Genomic DNA, 20296 nt, shown 5'->3' on the forward strand with positions numbered 1-20296 from the left:
GCTATGACGCATCGCGTGCCGTCGCGTACCCGAGATCGCAGAGACCTCCCGTGAGCCGATCCGCAGATCCCGCTTCCGCCGCCCTCCCCCGCCTCCGGGGGCGGCCGGTCCCGGTCGCTCTCGTCTCGATCGGGGCGCTCACCCTCCTCGGCTGGGCGATCCTGCTCCTCGAGGCGATCCGCCGAGGCGGCGGAGCGGACGCGTTCCTGGAGGCGCTGTGCACGCCGGCAGCACTGCTCGAGGCGCCGAGCCTCGCCGGCGCGCTCACCGCGCTCGGCGTGTCCGTCGCGATGTGGATCGCCATGAGCGTGGCGATGATGCTGCCGACCGCGAGCGCCCTCATCGTCGGCTTCGCCGAGAAGGCGGAGGACGCCCGCGCCGCCGGGCGGCCCGCGGTCTCGCCCCTCGTCGTCGGCGCGGGGTACCTCGCGGTGTGGGTCGGGCTCTCCGTTCTCGTGGCGCTGCTGCAGACCGGCGTCTCCGTCGCCTTCGCCTCCGCGGACCTGCCGGAGCGGCTCGCGGGCGTCCTGGGCGGCGCCGCGCTCGGGGCGGCGGGGCTCTACCAGTTCACGGCGTTCAAGCTCTCCTGCCTCGTCGCCATCGGCGCGCCCTTCCGCGCGCGACCCGAGGGCTGGCTGGCGAGCCCGCGCGCGGTCTTCCGCCTCGGCGTCGAGCAGGGCGTGCGCTGCGTCGGCTGCTGCTGGGCGATGATGGCGGTCCTCGTGGTGCTCGGTGCCATGAACCTCGTGTGGATGGCGGTGTTCTCGGCCGTGATGGCCGCCGAGAAGCTCGCCGCGACGCCGCGCGCGGCGAGGATCGTCGGCGCCGGGCTGCTGGCCGCCGGGCTCGCGCTGTCGGTCGAGGCGATCGGGCTGGCGCCGATCGGGGCGTACCTGGCGCGTTGATGGACGGTGGGCGGGAATGCCGCTCGCCAGAACGGTCGAACGGCCCCACCGCCCGCGCGTGCCGCGCGGACTCCTCCCCTGCGGGGAGGAAGCGAGGTCGGCGGATGTCGCGAACGGCGGATGAAGGCCGCGACACGCCTCCTCCCCGCAGGGGAGGACGGAGGCCGAAGGCCGGAGGGTGGGGAGGGCGGCGATGCCGCTCGCCAGCACGGTCGAACGGCCCCACCGCCCGCGCGAAGCGCGGACTCCACCCCTGCGGGGAGGAAGCGGGGCGGCGCGGGTCGACCTTCCGGTGGATGACTGCCGCGGCGGTGCCCGTGCGGGCCTTGCCGCGCTTGCGATCCGCGCCTCCAGCAGCCATCTAGGAGTTTGACTTCCCCGCGGATTCGGGCGCGTCCCGCGCCCCGACCCACGCGCCGCGGGTTCCCGTCGCTTCCAGAGCGAGCCGCACGAGAGAAGGTCGCCCGTGGCCGAGAACGATCCCAAGACCCCCGGGGGCGAGCCGCCGCCCCCCGGCGCCGACGTCAAGCCCGTCTCCATCATCGAGGAGATGAAGAAGTCCTACCTCGATTACGCCATGAGCGTGATCGTCAGCCGCGCGCTGCCGGACGTGCGGGACGGCTTGAAGCCGGTGCATCGGCGCATCCTCTACGCCATGCACGAGGCCGGGATCTTTCCCGAGCGGCCCTACGTCAAGTGTGCCCGCGTCGTCGGCGACGTGATGGGCAAGTACCACCCGCACGGCGACCAGGCGATCTACGACGCCCTGGTGCGCATGGCGCAGACCTTCTCGATGCGGCTGCCGCTGATCGACGGCCAGGGCAATTTCGGCTCGGTCGACGGCGACCCCGCGGCGGCCATGCGCTACACCGAGTGCCGGCTCGCCAAGCCCGCGATGGCGCTCCTCGACGACATCGACAAGGAAACCGTCGACTTCGGCGACAACTACGACGGCAAGGAGAAGGAGCCGCTGGTCCTGCCGGCGCGCTTCCCCAACCTCCTCGTCAACGGCGCCGGCGGCATCGCGGTCGGCATGGCCACCAACATCCCGCCGCACAATCTCGGCGAGGTCGTGGACGCCTGCCTCGCCTACATCGACGATCCGGCGATCACCGTCGACGACCTGATCGGCATCGTCCCGGGGCCCGACTTCCCCACGGGCGGCCTGATCATCGGCCGCGCCGGCGCCCGCTCGGCCTACCACACCGGCCGCGGCTCGGTGATCATGCGCGCCCGCGCCGAGGTGGAGGAGATCCGCAAGGATCGCGAGGCGATCGTCGTCACCGAGATCCCCTACCAGGTGAACAAGGCGGCGCTGATCGAGCGCATCGCCGATCTCGTGCGCGAGAAGCGCATCGAGGGCATCTCGGACCTGCGCGACGAGTCGGATCGCCAGGGCATGCGCATCGTCGTCGAGCTCAAGCGCGACGCCGTGGCGGACGTGGTGCTCAACCAGCTCTATCGCTACACGCCGCTCCAGACGTCCTTCGGCTGCAATCTCGTCGCGCTGAACGGCGGTCGCCCGGAGACGCTGAACCTCAAGGACATGATCCGCGCCTTCGTCGACTTCCGCGAGGAGGTCGTCTCCCGGCGCACCAAGTTCCTGCTCGGCAAGGCCCGCGATCGCGCCCACGTGCTGTGCGGCCTCGCCATCGCGGTGGCCAACATCGACGAGGTCATCCGCCTCATCCGCACCGCTCCGGATCCGAATTCCGCGCGCGAGTCGCTGATGGAGCGCGACTGGCCGGCGCACGACATCGCGCCCTTGATCGCGCTCGTCGACGACCCCCGCCACCGCGTGGCCGAGGACGGCACCTACCGCCTCTCCGAGATCCAGGCCCGCGCCATCCTCGACCTGCGCCTGCAGCGCCTCACCGCGCTCGGCCGCGACGAGATCGGCGACGAGCTCAAGAAGCTCGCCGACGAGATCCGCGACTATCTCGAGATCCTGTCCTCGCGCGTGCGCATCTTCGGCATCATCCGCGACGAGCTCGCCGCCGCCCGCGCCGAGTTCGCGACGCCGCGCCGGACGGAGATCATGGAGGCGGAGGGCGAGTTCGACGTCGAGGACCTGATCGCCCGCGAGGACATGGTCGTGACCGTGTCGCACATGGGCTACATCAAGCGCGTGCCGCTCTCGACCTACCGGGCCCAGCGCCGCGGCGGCAAGGGCCGCTCGGGCATGGCGACCCGCGAGGAGGATTTCGTCTCGCGCCTGTTCGTCGCGAGCACGCACACGCCGGTGCTGTTCTTCTCGTCGCGGGGACAGGTCTACAAGGAGAAGGTCTGGCGCCTGCCCGTCGGCGCGCCCAACGCCCGCGGCAAGGCGCTGATCAACATGCTCCCCCTCGTCGAGGGCGAGCGCATGACGACGATCATGCCGCTGCCGGAGGACGAGGACACCTGGGAGCGCTACGACGTGATGTTCGCCACGGCGAACGGCAACGTGCGCCGCAACAAGCTCTCCGACTTCGTCCAGGTGAACCGCGCCGGCAAGATCGCCATGAAGCTCGACGAGGGCGACGCGATCGTCGACGTCCAGGTCTGCTCGGTGGACGACGACGTGCTGCTGACGACGGCGAAGGGCCAGTGCATCCGCTTCGCGGTTCCGGACGTGCGTGTCTTCAAGGGCCGCGATTCGACGGGCGTGCGGGGCATCGCGCTGGCGCAGGACGACACGGTCATCTCGATCGCGATCCTGCGCCACGTCGACGCGACCGCCGAGCAGCGGCAGACCTATCTGCGCCGCGCCTCCGCCATGCGCCGCGCCCGCGGCGAGGAGCTCGGCGCCGAGGAGCTGCCGACCAACGGCGACGTCGAGGAAGAGGCCGCCGACGTCGATCTCGGCGACCTCTACGCCGAGATGGATGCGAAGGAGCAGTTCGTCCTCACGCTCACCGAGAACGGCTACGGCAAGCGCTCGTCGGCCTACGAGTACCGGGTGACGAACCGCGGCGGCAAGGGCATCACCGCGATGGTGACCAATGCCCGCAACGGCAAGCTCGTCTCCTCCTTCCCCGTCGAGGGCCACGACCAGGTGATGCTGATCACCGATCGAGGGCAGACGATCCGCGTCCCCGTCGACGGAATCCGCATCGCCGGGCGCTCGACGCAGGGTGTCATCGTCTTCGACACGGCGGAAGGCGAGCACGTCGTCTCCGTCGAGCACATCGCCGGCGGCGCCGAGACCGAGGTGGTGGAGGGCGAAGCGGGTGGCGAGAACGGCGGCGATGCGCCGGAGAGCCCGCCCGAGAGCTGATCAGGCAGCGCGTGCGCGGCGGCGGTGCGAGTCCACTGCCGCCGATGCCGCGTCGTCCCGCGAGCGGGCCGAAGCCGTGCGCGGCGCCTCGATCGTCAGGAAGGCGCCGAGCCGTGCTCGACGCTGAGCCCGTCGAGCACGAGGTCGATGTGGGCCGCGAGATAGGCGTCGCGATCGAGCGGCGCGTCGGCCTGGAAGAGGTCGAGCCAGAGAGCCGCGACCAGCGCCGGCGCCATCACGACCCGCGGCTCGCGGCTGGCGGGGCCGGGCCGGATCTCGCCTCGCGCCACGCCACGTTCCAGCACCCTGCCGAGGACGGCCATCAGGCGTGAGAGCGCCTCCTCGCGATAGAAGCGCAGGAGCCCGGGATGGCGTGGCCCCTCCGCGACGATGATGCGGAACAGCGCGACCGCGCCCCCGCCGATAAGGCGCTCGTAGAAGCCGCTCAGGATCAGCGCGATCAGGTCCCGCGACGAGCCCTGGAACGTGGCGGCACGCTCGTCGAAGCCGTCCATGGCCGAGACGATGCGGCTGCGCACCACCGCCTCGAACAGGGCCTCCTTGCTCGGGAAGTAGAGATAGATCGTCGGCTTCGCGATGCCGGCGCGGGCGGCGACGTCCTCGAGCCGCGCGGACGCGAAGCCCTTCTCGGCGAATTCGGCGAAGCCCGCCTCGACGATCTCGGCAGGGCGGGCGTCCTTGCGGCGGCGACGTTTGCGGGGCTCTCCGTCCATGGCGATCTTCTCTCACGGGCGCCTTGCGCGGTCCACACGATCGCATATAATGACTCACAGGTCACTAAAGAGGAGAGCGGCTCATGAACGAGGTTTCCGGCCGCCGAACCGACCTCCCGGGCGTCGACCTTCCACTCGCCGATAGCGGCATCGCCGCGCCGCGAGAGCCGCGTACGCGACGCGGGTTGCCGAAGCGCCTGCGGCTCGTGCCCGTGGTGATGCTGCTCCTGTTCACCGGCGCCGTCGTCGGGCTCTATTTCCAGCCCCCGGCCCTGCGCGCCTTCTTCGGCGCGACGGGGCTCGAGCCCGGCGGCGGCACGACGACGCCCATCGCGGTCGCGCCTGCTCCGGCTCGGGCCAGCGCGCCGGAGGCGGCGCGCAGGGCGGGCGACGTCGTCGCGCTCGGCCGGCTCGTGCCGGAGGGCGACGTCATCACCCTCGCGCCGCCTTTCGGCGCCGGCGACGCGCGGGTCGCCGAGATCCGGGTGGAGGAGGGTCGGCGGGTCGCGGCCGGGACGGTCGTCGCGCTCCTCGACAACCGCCCGCAACTCCTCGCCGCCCTCGAGAGCGCCGAGGCCACGGTCGCCGTGCGCGAGGCGGCCGTCGAGCAGACCCGACGCTCGACGCAAGCCAGCGCCCGCGAAGCCGGCGCCGAGCTGGAGCGGGCCCGCGCGACCCTCGCGCTGGCCGAGGGCGAGCTCGCCCGCACCCGCGAGCTCGGCTCCCGCGGCGTCGCCACGGCCGCGCAGCTCGATCGCGCCGAGGCGACCCGCGCCGAGGCCGCGCGTACCGTCGAGCGGGCCGAAGCGGCGCTCTCGCGGTGGCAGGGCGCAGAGGACGGAACGCAGCCCGACATCGTGCTGGCCGAGCGCAACCTCGTCGCCGCCCGCGCCGATCTCGCCCGCGCCCGCGGCGACCTCGCCAAGGCCGAGGTGATCGCGCCGGTCGCCGGCACCGTCCTGGAGATCCATGCACGCATCGGCGAGAAACCCGGCGCGAGCGGCGTCGCCACCCTGGCGGACGTGGACCGCATGACGGCCGAGCTCGAGGTCTACCAGAGCGACATCCGCCTGGTGGAACCCGGCCAGCCGGCGACCATCCGAGCGGAGGCGCTGGGCGATGATCCGCTCGTGGGCAACGTCACCCGCATCGGCCTCGAAGTCGGGCGCCAGAGCGTGATCGGCAACGATCCGGCGGCGAACACGGATGCGCGGGTCGTCACCGTCACCGTCACGCTCGATGAGGCCTCCGCCCGCCGCGCGGCGCGCCTCAGCGGGCTGGAGGTGGTCGGGCGCATCGAGACGGGAGGCTGAGATGGCCAAGCTTCTCGGCCGCCTTTTCGGGCGCCTGCCGATCGGCTGGCTCCAGCTCGTCCACAACAGGACGCGCATGGCGGCCGCGATCGCCGGCGTCGCCTTCGCGAACGTGCTCGTCTTCGTCCAGCTCGGCATGCTCGGCGCGCTCGAAGGCACGATCGTCGCGACTTACGACCCCTTGCGGGCCGACGTCGTCATCGCGCCCGGCGACGCCGAGACCCTGACCGACGGCTCCCTCGTCGCGCGCAGCGCTGTCTGGCGGGCGCTCGCCGTGCCCGGCGTCGCCGCCGCGGCGCCGCTCCACCTCGCCAAGGTCGATTTCACGCGGCCCGACGGCGCGATCGCCTCGCTGCAGGTCTACGGAATCGCGCCGGAGGCCGAGGCCTTCGTCGCACCCGCGCTACGGGAAGACCTCGCCCGGCTGCGCCTGCGCGACACTGCGCTTCTCGACAGCGCGACTCGAGGTCTCGACCCCGACGCGCTCGCCGCGATCGGGCCGGAGCGGCCGTACGTCTTCGAGGTGAACGGTCTGACCCTTTCGGCCACTGGCACGATTTCGCTGGGAGCCGGCTTCACCGCCGACGGCGCCCTCGTCGTTTCCGACCAGACGTTCCTGCGGCTCTACGGCCAGCGCGTCTCCGGAGCGCCCTCGCGGGTGCTGCTACGGGTCGAACCCGGTGCGGTCCCCGTCGCGGTGGCGAACGCGGTCGCCGCGCGGCTCGCCGGCGAGCCGGTGGTCGTCAGCACGCTCGAGGCCGCGATGGAGGCCGATCTCGCCTATCAGACGACGCAGCGCCCCGTGGGGCTGATCTTCGGCTTCGGCGCGGCCATCGGCGTGCTGGTCGGCATCGTCATCGTCTACCAGGTGCTCTCGACGGACGTCGCCGACCACTTGCGCGAATACGCGACCCTGAAGGCGATGGGCTACGCCCACCCCTTCTTCCTCGGCATCGTCTTCGAGGAGGCGCTGGTCCTCGGCATCCTCGGCTTCCTGCCCGGGCTCGCGCTGGCCACCGGCATCTACGCCGTGATGGCCGGCGCCACCGGCCTGCCGGTCGAGATGACGCTCGTCCGTGCGAGCGCGGTGTTCCTCGGCACGATCGCGGCCTGCGCGATCTCGGGTGCCATAGCCACCCGCCGCCTCGCCGGCGCCGATCCCGCGGAGCTGTTCTGATGAACGCCGCCGTCTCTCCCGTCGTCGTCGCCGGGCTCGATCACTGGTTCGGCGCGGGGGAAGCGCGCAAGCAGGCGCTCTTCGACGTGTCGCTCGTCCTCGACCCCGGCACGCTGACGATCCTGATGGGCCCGTCGGGTTCCGGCAAGACGACGCTCCTCACGCTGATGGGCTGCCTGCGCGAGGTCCAGGCGGGGAGCGTGCGGCTACTCGGCACCGAGCTCGCGGGCGCGCCCGAGCCGGTGCGGGTCGGGCTGCGCCGGCGGCTCGGCTTCATCTTCCAGGCGCACAATCTGCATGCGAGCCTCACCGCGCGCCAGAACGTCGCCATGGGCCTCGCCGTCCACGGTCGCGGCGATCCCGCCCTGCAGACTCGCGCCGTCGAGCACCTCCTGCGCCTGCTCGGCCTCGGCGAGCGGCTCGACTACCTGCCCGACAACCTGTCCGGCGGCCAGAAGCAGCGCGTCGCCGTCGCCCGCGCGCTCGTCTCGAACCCCGCTCTCGTCTTCGCCGACGAGCCCACCGCCGCGCTCGACAAGGAGAGCGGCCACACGGTCGTCGCCATGCTGCGCGCGCTCGGCCGTGAGCGCGGCACCACGACGGTGATGGTGACGCACGACAACCGCATCCTCGATCTCGCCGATCGCATCGTCACCCTCGAGGACGGGCGAATCGTCTCGGACACGGGCCGAAGTCGGTCGAGCCGCCCGCCCGTCCGGGCCGGCGTGAACGATCCGACCTCGCCGCGCGGGGACCTCCCGAGCGCGACGGCGGCAACGAGCGGGTAGTGCGCCGTACCGGGACGATCCGCCTCGAGATCGCGCGCCGCGGCGCTCTTGCGGGCGCCCGCGCGAGCGGCTAACGCTTGCGTCCATGCCGCCCGCCCCTCGCACCGCCCTCTATACCGGCTCCTTCGACCCCGTCACCAACGGGCACGTCGACGTCCTCGTCCAGGGCGCCGCTCTCGTCGACCGGATCGTGATCGCGATCGGCGTGCACCCGGGCAAGACGCCGTTTTTCTCGGCCGAGGAGAAGGCCGATCTCATCCGCGCGAGCCTCGCCGACCTGTCCCTGCCCGCGACGATCGAGATCGTCACGTTCGCCGACCTCGCCGTCGACGCGGCCCGCCGCGCCGGCGCGACGATCGTCCTGCGCGGCCTGCGCGACGCGACGGATTTCGACTACGAGATGCAGATGGCCGGCATGAACGCCGCGATGGCGCCCGAGATCCGCACGGTCTTCCTCCCGGCTTCCGGCCCGACGCGCCACATCTCCGGCACGTTGGTGCGCCAGATCGCGAAGATGGGCGGCGACGTCGCCCCCTTCGTGCCGGCGCCCGTCGCGGCGGCCATGAAGGCCAAGCTCGCTTGATGCCGCGCACGACCCGCGGCTCCCATCTGGAGACATCGATGAAGACGCTACTCGCCGCCTTCGCCCTCCTGCTCGCGGCCGTCCTGCCGGCCGCCGCCCAGGAGAACACGCTCGTCATGGAGACGCCCCACGGCGAGGTCGTGATCGAGCTGCGCCCGGACCTCGCGCCGCAGCACGCCGAGCGGCTGCGCACGCTGACGAGCCGAGGCTTCTACGACGACGTGCCGTTCCACCGCGTGATCACGAACTTCATGGCCCAGACCGGCGACCCGACGGGCACCGGAACCGGCGGCTCGGACCTGCCCGACATCGAGGCCGAGTTCACCAACACGCCCTTCCGGCGCGGCTCGATCGGCATGGCGCGCACGCAGGACCCGAACTCGGCCAACAGCCAGTTCTTCATCGTCTACGACCGCGCCGAGTGGCTCGACGGGCAGTACACCTATGTCGGCGACGTCGTCTCCGGCATGGAGGCGATCGACGCGCTCGCCAAGGGCGTCGGCCAGTCCGGCATGGTGCCCGATCCCGACCGCATCGTCTCGATGCGCGTCGGCAAGTGACACGAGAGACCTCACCACAGAGAGACAGGAGGGCCCGATGGCCGATCCCGAGAACACGATCGTGATGGAGACGACCAAGGGCCGCGTCGTCATCGAGCTGCGCCCCGACCTGGCGCCGAGCCACGTCGAGCGCATCAAGACGCTGGCGCGCCAGGGCTTCTACGACGGAATCGCCTTCCACCGCGTGATCGAGGGCTTCATGGCCCAGACCGGCTGCCCGAACGGCACCGGCACCGGTGGCTCGGACCTGCCCGACCTCAAGGCCGAGTTCAGCGCCGAGCCGCACGTGCGCGGCACCTGCTCGATGGCGCGCACCTCGGCGCCGCACTCGGCCAACAGCCAGTTCTTCATCTGCTTCGGCGACGCGCGCTTCCTCGACAAGCAGTACACCGTCTGGGGCAAGGTCACCGAGGGCATGGAGAACGTCGACCAGATCAAGCGCGGCGAGCCGGTGCGCGATCCCGACCGCATCGTCTCGATGAAGGTCGCGGCGGACGCCTGACGCGTCCTCCCCGTCCGTGACGCGACAGGGCCGGCCGCGGCATTCAGCCCGGCCGGCCCTTCTGCATGCGCTCCTCGATGCGCAGGCGCGCGATGGTCGCGATCTCGCCGAGCGCGGTCTCGAACTCCGCCTGCGGGTCGTTGGCGAGCCGCGCCTCGAAGGCTGCGAGGATCTCGCCCTTGCCGCGTCCCCGCACGGCCATGATGAACGGGTGGCCGAAGCGCGCCTTGTAGGCGTCGTTCAGGGCCAGGAACCGGTCGCGCTCGGAGGGCGTCAGCCGGGTCAGCCCCGCCGAGGCCTGCTCCGCCTGGCTCTCCGGGGCCATCTCCGCCACCGCGAGGCGTCCCGCCAGATCGGGATGGGCGTCGATGAGGGCGCGCTTGCGCGCCTGCGGCGCCGCGTCGAGGACGCGCATCAGCGCCGCGTGCAGGCCGTCGGCGCGTGCCGTCTCCGGCCCGAGGCCCGCCTCCCAGGCCGCCTCCGCGATCCAGGGCGAGTGCTCGAAGACGTCACCCCAGGCCGCGACGAAGAGGGGCTTTCCCATGTCGGCCGGCGCGACGCCGTCCGGGATGTGATTGCGCGCCCAGTGCCGGGCGATGTCGAGGCGCGTGGCGCACCAGACGCCGTCCTTCGCCTTCACGTAGTCGAGAAAGCGCGCGAGCGCCGCGGCGCGGCCGGGGCGCCCGACGAGCCGGCAGTGGAGGCCGACCGACATCATCTTCGGCGCATCCGCCCCCTCCTCCCAGAGGACGTCGAACGTGTCCTTCAGGTAGGTGTAGAACTGGTCCCCCGAGTTGAAGCCCTGCGGCATGGCGAAGCGCATGTCGTTGGCGTCGAGCGTGTAGGGCACGATCAGGAAGGGCCGCCCCTGCGGATCGGCGACCCAGTAGGGCAATTCGTCGGCGTAGGAATCGGCGCCGTAGAGGAAGCCGCCCTCCTCCATCACGAGCCGCAACGTGTTCTCGGACGTGCGACCCTGGTACATCCCGAGCGGCCGCGTCCCGGCGACCTCGGTGTGGAGCCGCACCGCCTCGGCGATGTGTGCCCGCTCCACGTCCGGCGGCGCGTCGCGGTAGTCGATCCACCTGAGGCCGTGCGAGGCGATCTCCCATCCCGCCTCGTTCATGGCGGCGACCGCATCGGGGTTGCGCGCCATGGCGGTGGCGACGCCGTAGACGGTGACGGGGATCCCGCGCTCCCCGAACATCCGCCACAGCCGCCAGAACCCGGCGCGGGAGCCGTACTCGTAGATCGACTCCATGTTCGAGTGCCGCTGGCCCGGCCAGGGCTGCGCGCCGACGATCTCGGAGAGGTAGGCTTCCGATGCCGCGTCGCCGTGGATGACGGCGTTCTCGCCGCCCTCCTCGTAGTTGATCACGAACTGCACGGCGACACGCGCGCCGCCGGGCCAGGCCGCATGCGGCGGGGTTCGGCCGTAGCCGATCATGTCGCGGGGATAATCGGCCTTCGCGGGGTCGAACACGGGGATGTGCGGGGCCATGGCTCAGCTCCCCCGGTAGGTGGAATAGCTCCACGGGCTCGCGAGCAGCGGCACGTGGTAGTGCCCGTCGGGCTCGGCGACGGCGAAGCGGATCGGCACCACGTCGAGGAAGGCGGGCTCGGAGAGCGGGGCGCCGCGGGCGCGGAAGTACTCGCCGATGGCGAAGGCGAGCTCGTACGTGCCGACGCGGTAGTCCGCGCCCTGGAGCAGCGGCGCATCCGTGCGCCCGTCGGCGTTGGTGCGTGTCTCGACGAGGCGGGTGCGCCCGCCGTCCGGCTCGATCCGGTCGAGCGTCAGCGCGACCCCGGCGGCGGGGCCTCCGTTGGCGGTGTCGAGGACGTGCGTCGAGAGGCGGGGCATCGGGGCTCCTCGTGCTGCGAGCGATCGCCCAAGATGTCCGACGCGGGCCGGGCGCCCGTCAAGTGCGGGCGGCGTCAAGAGCGCGGCGCGTCTTGGCCCGGGTCGACACCGACCTCGATCACGCGCCCGCCGGCGGCGCGGGCGTCCTCGGCATCGTGGGTGACGAGCAGCGTCGGCAGCCCGCGGTCGCGGGCGCGGGCGAACACGAAGGCGCGCACGTCGTGGCGCAGCGTCGCGTCGAGCTTGCCGAAGGGCTCGTCGAGCAGGAGCGCGCGGGGCTCGGCCAGCAGCGTGCGCATCAGCGCGACGCGGGCACGCTGGCCGCCCGACAGGGTCGCCGGATCGCGGTCCGCGAAGCCCGCGAGGTTCGCCTGCGCGAGCGCCTCCTCCACGAGGGCGCGCCGCCGTGCCGCCTCGCGCACGCTCCCGCGCAGCCCGAAGGCGAGATTTCCGCCGACGGAGAGATGCGGGAACAGCAGGTCGTCCTGGAAGAGGATCCCGACCGCCCGCTTCTCCGGCGGGAGCGCCCCGATCTCGGTCCCGTCGACGGCGACCCGCCCGCGGGCGGCGAAGGCCTTGGGCAGGAAGCCCCCTACGTAGGCGAGGAGCGTCGACTTGCCGGAGCCGGACGGCCCCATCACCGTCACCACCTCGCCCGGCGCGATCTCGATGGACAGCGGGCCGACGAGGGGCCGGCCGTCGAGCGTGATCGCGACGTCGTCGAGGACGAGGCCGGTCATGCCGCGACCCTCCGGCGTGCGGCGAGGAGGCCGGGCACGGCGAGCGCCGCCGCGTAGACGAGGAGGGGCAGCGCCGCCTGGGCGAAGGCGGTGACGCCGACGACGCGGCGGTCGGCGCCCGAGGAGAGGGTCACGGCTTCGGTCGTCAGCGTCATGATGCGTCCTGCGCCTGCGAAGAGCGTGGGAAGATAGAGCGCCACGGAGACGGAGAAGCCCACCGCGAAAGCCGTCGCGATCGGGCGCGCGAGCATCGGCAGCTTCACGGCCAGGAACGTGCGCCACGGCCCCGCCCCGAGCCCGGCGGCGATCCGGGCATAGCGCGGGTCGAGCGCGCGGAACGGGTCCGCCAGCGAGAGGAAGACGTAGGGCAGCACGAACAGGAGGTGCGCCCAGACCACCGCGAGGAGCGTCGCGTCGAGATCGAGCCGCACCAGCGCGACCTGCGCGCCGAACAGGAAGGCGATCTGCGGCACGAGCAGCGGGACGTAGAGCAGCCACAGCGCGCCGGCGCCGGGCTTCAGGTCACGGCGTGCCTCGTTCTCGAGGCAGGCCAGCGCCAGCGCCAGCGCGATCGCGGTCGCGCAGGCGGCGACGAGCGCCGTCGTGCCGACGAGGTCGACGAGCGTGGGTGCCGCGCGCGCCCAATTGCGCAGCGACAGCGTCGGCGGCAGCGCGTCCGGATAGCGCCAGCCCTCGGCGACCGACCACAGCGCCATGACGGCGATCGCGCCGAGCACCAGCACGCCCGAGAGGACGGCGCCCGCCCCGCCGATCCCGAGGATCGGGCCGGCGAGCCCGTGCCGCGCCCCGCGCGCGCACCAGGCGCGGTGGAGGCGCTTGCCCGCGATCTCCGCCAGCCGCCAGGCGCCGATGCCCGCGACGACGACGAGGAGCTGGAGCGTCGCGGCCGCGGCGGCGGTCGGGTAGAGCGAGAGGTCCCAGCTCGAGAACCAGCGTATCGCCAGCACCGACAAGGGCGGCGGCGTTCCGGGCGCGAGCACGACGGCGACCTCGACGTTCGAGAGCGAGAAGGCGAGCACCGCGTAGACCGGCAGGCGGACCTGCCGGTAGATCGCCGGCAGCACGACCTTGGCCCAGGCGACGAGCGGCGGGTAGCCGAGCGCGCGCGCCGCCGCGAGCGCCTGGGCCGCGCGTACCTGTCCCTGCGCCGCGAGCACCATCAGGACGAGATAGGCCGTCTCCTTGATCGCGAGCCCCGCCACGTAGGACAGGCCCCACGGGTCGCGCACGATGGCCAGCGCCGGCGGCCGCTCCCAACCCGTCAGCCAGGGCGAGACCACGCGCGCCAGGAATCCGGACGAGGCGATCAGGAAGGCGAGCCCGATCGCCACGGCCACGTGCGGTGTCGCCAGGAGCGGCGCCAGCGCCCGCTCGAGCCGCGCCGTCCCCGCCCGCGTCGAGGCGAGCGCGGCGAAGCCGCAGGCGAAGAGGAGCGCGAGCGCGGTGGAGAGGAACCCGCTCGTCAGGGTCAGCCGCAGCGAGGTGGCGAAGCCCGGCTGGGCGACGAGATCGCGCCACGGGTCGAGCGAGAGTTGCGTCTCGCCGAGCGCCGGGAAGATCCCGAAGGCGGGCGCGAGCGTGCCGAGGAGGCCCGCGCCGATGGGCAGGAGGAAGAGCGCCAGGGTCAGCGCCGGCGCCGCCCGCAGCGGGTCGGCGCGGAAGGTCGTGTTCGTCGCCGCTCGCCGCCTTCCCTCCCTGGCGGGGAGGGACATGCCGGCGCGAGCCGGCTCGGGGTGGGGTCCGTCCGCGCCGCTCTCGTACGACTTGCGGCCACTCACCCCGAGATCCGCCGCTCCCAATCCGCGACGAGGCGCGTCATCCAGGAGGGATGCGGCTCGGGCAGGACGCGCACGAACTCTTCCGGAGCCGGCATCGCCGGATGCGCGTCGCTCTGGTCGAAGGCCGCGCGCTCGTCCGGCGAGAGGCGGGAGAGGTCGAGCACGGTGAAGGCGCCGAGGTTGGCGGGGTCCTGGCCGCGGGCCTGCGCCTCCGGCGACATCAGGAAGTTCGCCACCACCATCGCGCCCTCCTTGTGCGCCGCGTTGTAGGGGATCGCCACGAAGGACGTGTTGCCGATCGTGCCGTCCTCGAGGAAGAATACCCGAATCGTCTCCGGCAGCCGCCCCTGGATCGCGCCCGCGGCGGCTTCCGCGGGGTTGAAGGTGATGGCCATGTCGATCTCGCCGTCGGCGAGGAGCTGGTTCTGGGCGGGGCCGCTCTCGGGGAACTCCGCGCCGGCACGCCAGAGGTTCGGCCGGAGCGCGTCGTACCAGTCCCAGAGCGGCGCCACCGTCTGCGCGTAGGTCTCGTCCGTCGCGGGCTCCTGCAGCGCGGCGCGATCGTCGACGAGCTCGACGAGCGCCTGCTTGAGGAAGGTCGTGCCCATGAAGTCGCGTGCCGTGGGGTGCGTCAGGCGGCCGGGGTTCGCCTCGGCCCACGTGCGCATCTCGGGGATCGAGCCCGGCAGCGCGGCGGCGTCGACCGCCTCGACATCGTAGAGGTACGCCACCTGGGCGATGCGCCAGGGCGCGGCGAGGCCCTCCACCGGCACGGTGAAATCGACCACGTTGGAGGGCTTCTCCTGCGTGTCGACCAGCGCGAAGTTCGGCAGCGCCTCGACGAAGGGGCCGTGGAGGAGGCTCTCTTCCTTCATGGCGAGGAAGTTCGGCCCGTTGATCCAGATCAGGTCGACCGCCCCGCCTTCGTCGCGCCCCGCCGCCTTCTCGGCGAGCACCCGCGACACCGCCTCGGCGGTGTCGGAGAGCTTGACGTGGACGACCGAGACGCCGTGGCGTTCGCGGACCTCCTCGCCGACCCAGGCGATGAAGTCGTTCGTCGCGGGATCGCCACCCCAGGCGTTCCAGTAGACCGTCTGGCCCTCGGCCGCCGCGAGGATGTCGGCGAAGTCGCGCGTCTCGGGCTCGCCCTGCGCCTGCGCCGGCAGGGTCGTCGCAGCGAGGAGCAGGAGGGCGGCGAGGCCGGTCGCGCGGGCGGACGAAGGCTCGTGGCGCATCGTGGAGGTGTCCTCGGTCTCGTGGCGTTCTGAGCGTATACGAAGCGCAGGCGCCGTTCGTTACAAGAGGCGAGCCGCTTTTCCCGGCGGGAGATCACGAGAACGTGGCTCTAGGCCGGAAGGCGCCCGCTCGTCGCCAGGGCGATCAGCGCGCTCATCCAGGGGCCTCGGATGGCGTCGCTCTCCAGGAAGAGGCAATGCTGCGCCTCGCGGTAGGCGAGAACACGGCAGGTGGGGATGCTCGCGGCCACCGTCTCGTGCAGGCGCGAATCGGTGAAGGCGTCGCGCCCGGCCGAGCCGATCAGCACCGGCACGCCGATCCGCGCCAGCCGCTGCGGCTCCACGACGAGCCGCGCGGAGCGAATGAAGCTGCGCCCGAAGCCCCAGGTCGGACCGCCGACGCGGAGCGCCGGGGCGACCTCCGCCCAACGCGTGAGGATCGCCGCCCGCTCCGGATCGGAGGAGAGGAGCGGCCTCAGGCGCTCGCGCCGCTTCGCCTGGCGCTCCCACGGCCCCGCGCCGAGCGCCCAGGCCTCGCCGAAGCCGAGCGCGACGACGAGCTCGACCACGAGCCGCGTCGGGCCGGGAGGCAGCGGGCTGTCGACGCCCACCGCATAGGCCGGCGCAGAGAGCGCGGCCGCGTCCGCGAGGCCCGGCACCTCCTCCAGGAAGCGCGTGGCGAGATGCCCGCCCATGGAATGCCCCACGAGCGTCAGCGGACCCGGCGTCTCGGCGGGCAGGACGATCGTCTCGAGAAAGCGCCTGAGAGCCCCCACGTGCGCCTCGAAGCCCCAGGCATGCGCCTTCTCCGGGTGGGTGAGGTAGCGCCCCGAGCCGCCCTGCCCCGGCCAGTCCATGGCGAACACGGCGATGCCCGCCGCCAGGAGATCGCGGATCGTCTCGAAGTAGGCCTCGACGTACTCGGTGAAGCCGGGCAGCAGCACGACGGTCGCGCGCGCCTGCTCTGGCGCCACCGCGGCCCAGCGGATCGCCATGCCGTCGGGGGCGTCGAATGCGTCGAAGGCGATGTCCGCCGGCGCCGTGAAGCGCGCCGCGAGATCGCGGGGGACGACGACGTCGTCGGCCATGCCCCGGGCCCTCGTCATGCCCCGGGCCCCTTCACGCCTCAGGCCCCCGGCTCGCCCGCCAGGAAGGCGGCGAGGTCGTCGGTGATGTAGTCGATGTGCGGCTCCTCCACCGCCTCCTGCTCGAAGGCATCGCGGAACGGGTCCCTCGTGCGCGGGACGACGAGCGTCGTCGTCATGCCGAGGTCGTGCGGCGCGCGCAGGTTCTTGGCGATGTCCTCGAACATCGCGGCCTTGGCCGGATCGACGGCATAGCGCTCGAGGAAGATCTCGTAGGCCTCGCGGTTGGGCTTGGGCGTGAAGTTGGCGTCCGCGAGGTCGAACACGTCCTCGAAATGGTCGAGGATGCCGATCTTCGCCGCCACCGCCTCGGCGTGCTTGCGCGAGCCGTTGGTGAGGATCAGCCGGCGGCCGGGCAAGCGCTCGATCGCCGCGCCGAGCGCCGAGTTCAGCTCGATGTGGCGATGGTCGATATCGTGCACGAAGTCCATGAAGGCGTGCGGATCGATGTCGTGCTCGGTCATCAGCGCACGCAGCGTCGTGCCGTACTTGTGATAGTAGTGCTTCTGCAGGGCGCGCGCCGAAATCCCGTCGATGCCGAAGAAGTCGGCGACGAAGAGCGTGATGCGGTCGTCGATCTGCGGCCAGACCCTCGCCTCGTGGGAGTAGAGCGTGTTGTCGAGGTCGAAGATCCACGTCTCGACGTGGCCGAATCCCCGCGCGTCCGGGGCGACGAAGTGGCGGCGATCGGCCCGCGCGGCGGATGGGGAAGGTATGTGTCTCATGTCCCGACGAAAAAGGGGCCGGTGCGGCCCCTTCTCAATGTAGCGCGGATGGCCCGGGATTGCGAGGGCGCGGTTCGGGGCCGTCACCTCCCGCCGGGGAGGACGACGGCCGAAGGCCGGAGGGTGGGGAGGGCGGCGAACCGGCCCAGCCGATGATCTCACGGCCCCACCGCCCGCGCTGACGCGCGGACTCCTCCCCTCCGGGGAGGTGACGCGAGCACCTCACGTCCGGCGGATCAGCGTGCCCGCGCCGTGGTCGGTGAACAGCTCGAGCAGCACCGCGTGCGGCACCTTGCCGTCGAGGATGACCACCGCCTCGACACCCTGCTCGATGGCGTAGATGCAGGTCTCGACCTTGGGGATCATCCCCGCGGTAATCGTGCCGTCGGCGATGAGGCGCCGGCAGTCGTCGACGGTCATCTCCGGGATGAGCTGCTTGTTCTTGTCGAGCACGCCCGGCACGTCGGTGAGGAGCAGCAGGCGCTTGGCGTGCATCGCGCCGGCGATGGCGCCCGCGAACGTGTCGGCGTTGACGTTGTAGGTGTGACCCTCGTCGCCGACGGCGACCGGCGCGAGGACCGGGATAAGCTCGGCCTTGAGCACGGCGTCGAGGATCTGGCGGTTGACGTGGTCGGGCTCGCCGACGAAGCCGAGGTCGACCACCTTCTCGATGTTCGAATCCGCGTCGACGATGGTGCGCGTCACCTTGCGGGCGTGCACCATGTTGCCGTCCTTGCCGCACAGGCCGATCGCCTTGCCGCCCTCGGCCGCGATCCAGCCGACGATCTGCTTGTTGATCGAGCCCGCGAGCACCATCTCGACGATCTCGACGGTGGCCTTGTCGGTGACCCGCAGACCCGCCTGGAACTCGCTCTCGATGCCGAGCCGCTTCAGCATCGCGCCGATCTGCGGCCCGCCGCCGTGCACGACGATGGGCTTCAAGCCCGACTGCTCGAGCAGCACGATGTCCTCGGCGAAGTCCTCCGCCGCCGCCTGGTCGCCCATGGCGTGACCGCCGTACTTGATGACCACGACCTCCTCGTCGTAGCGCTGCATGTGCGGCAGCGCCTGGACGAGGATCTCGGCGCGCTCGAGGGCGGAGGGGGTGGTGTCGGGAGTCTTCTCGGTCATTTCGGCGGTCGTCCGGCGGTTCGAGCTTCAGGCGCTGGTGCGGCTTCTAATGGGAAACGGGGTCGGACGGTAGCCGGATCGTCGGACGTTTTCGCGACGGCTCACCGCCGCACGAACGCCGCCACGCCCAGCGCCAGCCATCCCGCCATCAGCAGCACGCCGCCCGTCGGCGCGGCGTTGGCGAAGAGCGCGCGCCCCTCGAAGGCGCGCAGCGCGAGGTCGCCCGAGAACAGTGCGAGGCCCAAGACGAGCAGCCAGCCCGCGACGAGCCCCGCCTTGCGACCCACGTGGGCGCCCAGGATCAGCGCCGCGATCCCCACCAGCGCCGCGGCGTGGAACAGCAGGAACGAGGCGGAGACCTCGAGCGTGCCGGACCCGGCCAGGTGCGTCGCCATCGCCGAGAAGGCGACGCCCAGCAGCCCGGCCAGCGCGCCAGACGCGAGAAGCAGCCGCTCCGCCATGGCGCTCACCCGCCCTGCCCTGCCGGCAGTGCCACGCCGCGCTCGGCGAGGAGCTGCGCGATCGCGGCGCGTAGCTCCGAGATCCCCTCGGCCGAGCGGCTCGAGGTGACGAGCACCCGCGGATGCGCCGCCGGGCGCCGGGCGATCAGCTCGCCCGTGCGGGCGATCACGGCGTCGAGCTCGGCCTTCTTCGGCGCGTCCGCCTTGGTGAGCACGATCTGGTAGGACACCGCCGCCTTGTCGAGCATGTCCATGATCTCGGAATCGTTGGGCTTGATGCCGTGGCGTGCGTCGATCAGGAGCAGGATCCGGGCGAGGTTGGCGCGCCCGCGCAGGTAGTCGCGCACGAGCTGCGTCCAGGCCGCGACCTTCTGCTTGGAGACCGCCGCGTAGCCGTATCCGGGCATGTCGACGAGCGTGAACAGCCCGCCGACGTCGAAGAAGATGAGCTGCTGGGTGCGCCCGGGCGTGTGCGAGGTGCGCGCCAGCGCATTGCGCCCGGTGAGCGCGTTGACGAGGCTCGACTTGCCCACGTTCGAGCGCCCGGCGAAGGCGATCTCGAGCCCCTGCATGGGAGGCAGGGACTCGGACTTGTCGGCGGCGGTGCGGAACGCAGCCTCGCGCGCGAAGACCTTGCGGCCGGTCTCGCCGTAATCCGGCTCGGAGGGGGCCTCTGGCGCACCACTCCGGGGCGCTCCGCTGTCGCTCGTGTCGATCATGCGCTCCTGATGCGAGAATTCCGGCTTGCGCGCAAGGTCCCGCGCGAGATCCGGCACGCGCCTTCCGCCCGGGCGGACGGTCACCACGCGGCCGGCACCTCGCCGCCCTCGTCCTCCGCCATGGCCGCGAGGTCGGGCCCCGGCTCGTCCTTCACCGTGCGGGTGACGATGTAGGTGAAGTACCGGTCGATACCGATCTGGCGCTCCAGCAGGCCGTCGACGAGGCGCTGGTAGGCGTCGATGTCGCGGGTGACGACCTTGAGCACGTAGTCGACCCCGCCGCCGACGGACCAGCACGCCACGATCTCCGGCGTCGTCCTCACAGCCCGCTCGAAGCGCTCGAAATCCGCCTGCCGGTGCGCGCCGAGCGTCACCTCCATCATCACGGTGGCCGCGGAGAGCCCGAGGCCCTTCAGGGACACCCGGGCATGGTAGCCGGTGACGATGCCCGCCTTCTCCAGGCGGTCGAGCCTGTTCCAGCACGGCGTCGGCGACAGGCCGACGGCCTCGGCCAGCGCGAGCTTGGTGATCCGCCCGTTGCGCTGCACCGCGGCGAGGATGCGCAGATCGATGGCGTCGAGCTTCGGAGGCCTCATCGTGTCGCCCGTTCCCGCGTGAAAGTCCTTGCCGATTGCACTGACTTAAACGACAAGTGAACT

Annotated in this window: 20 protein-coding genes; 8 read left to right on the forward strand and 12 right to left on the reverse strand. The window is 72.0% G+C overall.

Translation table 11 applies throughout. The features are described from left to right. Nucleotides 1-50 precede the first annotated feature (50 nt). Together G407_RS27765 and gyrA are read left to right on the forward strand one after the other, a co-directional pair. The gene (locus G407_RS27765; protein ID WP_052341359.1) at nucleotides 51-905 is read left to right on the forward strand and encodes a DUF2182 domain-containing protein; all 855 of its coding nucleotides are present in this window, start codon (nucleotides 51-53) and stop codon (nucleotides 903-905) included. Nucleotides 906-1371: 466 nt separating this feature from the next. Then, nucleotides 1372-4164, forward strand: a complete 2793-nt coding sequence (gene gyrA / locus G407_RS0113715) for a DNA gyrase subunit A (protein ID WP_029031246.1) — start codon at nucleotides 1372-1374, stop codon at nucleotides 4162-4164. A gap of 95 nt (nucleotides 4165-4259) precedes the next feature. Here gyrA and G407_RS0113720 read toward each other — a convergent pair whose 3' ends face one another. Beyond that, nucleotides 4260-4898 carry a TetR/AcrR family transcriptional regulator gene (locus tag G407_RS0113720; RefSeq protein WP_029031247.1) on the reverse strand — a complete coding sequence of 213 codons (639 nt, stop codon included), beginning with the start codon at nucleotides 4896-4898 and terminating at the stop codon, nucleotides 4260-4262. An 83-nt stretch (nucleotides 4899-4981) separates the two neighbouring features. On the opposite strand from G407_RS0113720, the gene G407_RS0113725 reads away from it, so the two are divergent. The 6 genes from G407_RS0113725 (at nucleotide 4982) to G407_RS0113750 (ending at nucleotide 9821) form a co-directional block, all read left to right on the forward strand. Then, on the forward strand, nucleotides 4982-6211 hold the full coding sequence (locus G407_RS0113725; RefSeq protein ID WP_029031248.1) for an HlyD family efflux transporter periplasmic adaptor subunit: 1230 nt from the start codon (nucleotides 4982-4984) through the stop codon (nucleotides 6209-6211). Nucleotide 6212: 1 nt separating this feature from the next. Then, nucleotides 6213-7388, forward strand: a complete 1176-nt coding sequence (gene devC, locus G407_RS0113730; protein WP_029031249.1) for an ABC transporter permease DevC — start codon at nucleotides 6213-6215, stop codon at nucleotides 7386-7388. Further along, nucleotides 7388-8176, forward strand: coding sequence for an ATP-binding cassette domain-containing protein (locus G407_RS27770; RefSeq protein ID WP_084327527.1), 789 nt, complete (start codon nucleotides 7388-7390; stop codon nucleotides 8174-8176). The genes devC and G407_RS27770 overlap by 1 nt, the downstream gene beginning before the upstream one ends. 85 nt (nucleotides 8177-8261) lie before the next feature. Next, nucleotides 8262-8759: a pantetheine-phosphate adenylyltransferase gene (coaD, locus tag G407_RS0113740; RefSeq protein WP_029031250.1), complete on the forward strand. Its 498-nt coding sequence runs from the start codon at nucleotides 8262-8264 to the stop codon at nucleotides 8757-8759. Between the two features lie 38 nt (nucleotides 8760-8797). Beyond that, nucleotides 8798-9319, forward strand: coding sequence for a peptidylprolyl isomerase (locus tag G407_RS0113745; protein WP_052341360.1), 522 nt, complete (start codon nucleotides 8798-8800; stop codon nucleotides 9317-9319). A gap of 37 nt (nucleotides 9320-9356) precedes the next feature. Beyond that, on the forward strand, nucleotides 9357-9821 hold the full coding sequence (locus G407_RS0113750) for a peptidylprolyl isomerase (RefSeq protein ID WP_029031252.1): 465 nt from the start codon (nucleotides 9357-9359) through the stop codon (nucleotides 9819-9821). A gap of 43 nt (nucleotides 9822-9864) precedes the next feature. Here the strand turns inward: G407_RS0113750 and puuE are convergent, their stop codons facing one another. The 11 genes from puuE to G407_RS0113805 all read right to left on the reverse strand — a co-directional run bounded on the left by puuE (nucleotide 9865) and on the right by G407_RS0113805 (nucleotide 20233). Then, nucleotides 9865-11322 carry an allantoinase PuuE gene (puuE, locus tag G407_RS0113755; protein ID WP_052341361.1) on the reverse strand — a complete coding sequence of 486 codons (1458 nt, stop codon included), beginning with the start codon at nucleotides 11320-11322 and terminating at the stop codon, nucleotides 9865-9867. A gap of 3 nt (nucleotides 11323-11325) precedes the next feature. Next, complete coding sequence (gene uraH, locus G407_RS0113760; RefSeq protein ID WP_029031254.1) at nucleotides 11326-11682, reverse strand: hydroxyisourate hydrolase; 357 nt, start codon at nucleotides 11680-11682, stop codon at nucleotides 11326-11328. Nucleotides 11683-11756: 74 nt separating this feature from the next. Next, on the reverse strand, nucleotides 11757-12422 hold the full coding sequence (locus G407_RS0113765) for an ATP-binding cassette domain-containing protein (RefSeq protein WP_029031255.1): 666 nt from the start codon (nucleotides 12420-12422) through the stop codon (nucleotides 11757-11759). Next, the gene (locus G407_RS0113770) at nucleotides 12419-14155 is read right to left on the reverse strand and encodes an ABC transporter permease (RefSeq protein ID WP_084327528.1); all 1737 of its coding nucleotides are present in this window, start codon (nucleotides 14153-14155) and stop codon (nucleotides 12419-12421) included. Before G407_RS0113770 ends, G407_RS0113765 begins: the two co-directional genes overlap by 4 nt. 62 nt (nucleotides 14156-14217) lie before the next feature. Next, on the reverse strand, nucleotides 14218-15456 hold the full coding sequence (locus tag G407_RS0113775) for an ABC transporter substrate-binding protein (RefSeq protein WP_052341362.1): 1239 nt from the start codon (nucleotides 15454-15456) through the stop codon (nucleotides 14218-14220). Nucleotides 15457-15566: 110 nt separating this feature from the next. Further along, on the reverse strand, nucleotides 15567-16544 hold the full coding sequence (locus G407_RS30535; protein ID WP_052341363.1) for an alpha/beta fold hydrolase: 978 nt from the start codon (nucleotides 16542-16544) through the stop codon (nucleotides 15567-15569). 38 nt (nucleotides 16545-16582) lie between these two features. Further along, a complete protein-coding gene (locus tag G407_RS0113785) occupies nucleotides 16583-17326 on the reverse strand; it encodes a pyrimidine 5'-nucleotidase (protein WP_052341364.1) in 744 nt (247 codons plus the stop codon). 222 nt (nucleotides 17327-17548) lie between these two features. After that, a complete protein-coding gene (gene argB / locus G407_RS0113790) occupies nucleotides 17549-18457 on the reverse strand; it encodes an acetylglutamate kinase (RefSeq protein ID WP_029031259.1) in 909 nt (302 codons plus the stop codon). A gap of 101 nt (nucleotides 18458-18558) precedes the next feature. Next, nucleotides 18559-18918 (reverse strand): DUF423 domain-containing protein, encoded by a 360-nt coding sequence (locus tag G407_RS0113795; protein ID WP_043539829.1) that lies wholly within the window; start codon nucleotides 18916-18918, stop codon nucleotides 18559-18561. A gap of 5 nt (nucleotides 18919-18923) precedes the next feature. Further along, nucleotides 18924-19637 (reverse strand): ribosome biogenesis GTP-binding protein YihA/YsxC, encoded by a 714-nt coding sequence (gene yihA / locus G407_RS27780; protein WP_052341377.1) that lies wholly within the window; start codon nucleotides 19635-19637, stop codon nucleotides 18924-18926. Between the two features lie 80 nt (nucleotides 19638-19717). Continuing rightward, complete coding sequence (locus G407_RS0113805) at nucleotides 19718-20233, reverse strand: Lrp/AsnC family transcriptional regulator (protein ID WP_029031261.1); 516 nt, start codon at nucleotides 20231-20233, stop codon at nucleotides 19718-19720. Between the last annotated feature and the right edge of the window lie 63 nt (nucleotides 20234-20296).

Origin of the sequence: Salinarimonas rosea DSM 21201 (assembly GCF_000429045.1) — a bacterium.
In the GTDB taxonomy this organism is placed as follows: domain Bacteria; phylum Pseudomonadota; class Alphaproteobacteria; order Rhizobiales; family Beijerinckiaceae; genus Salinarimonas; species Salinarimonas rosea.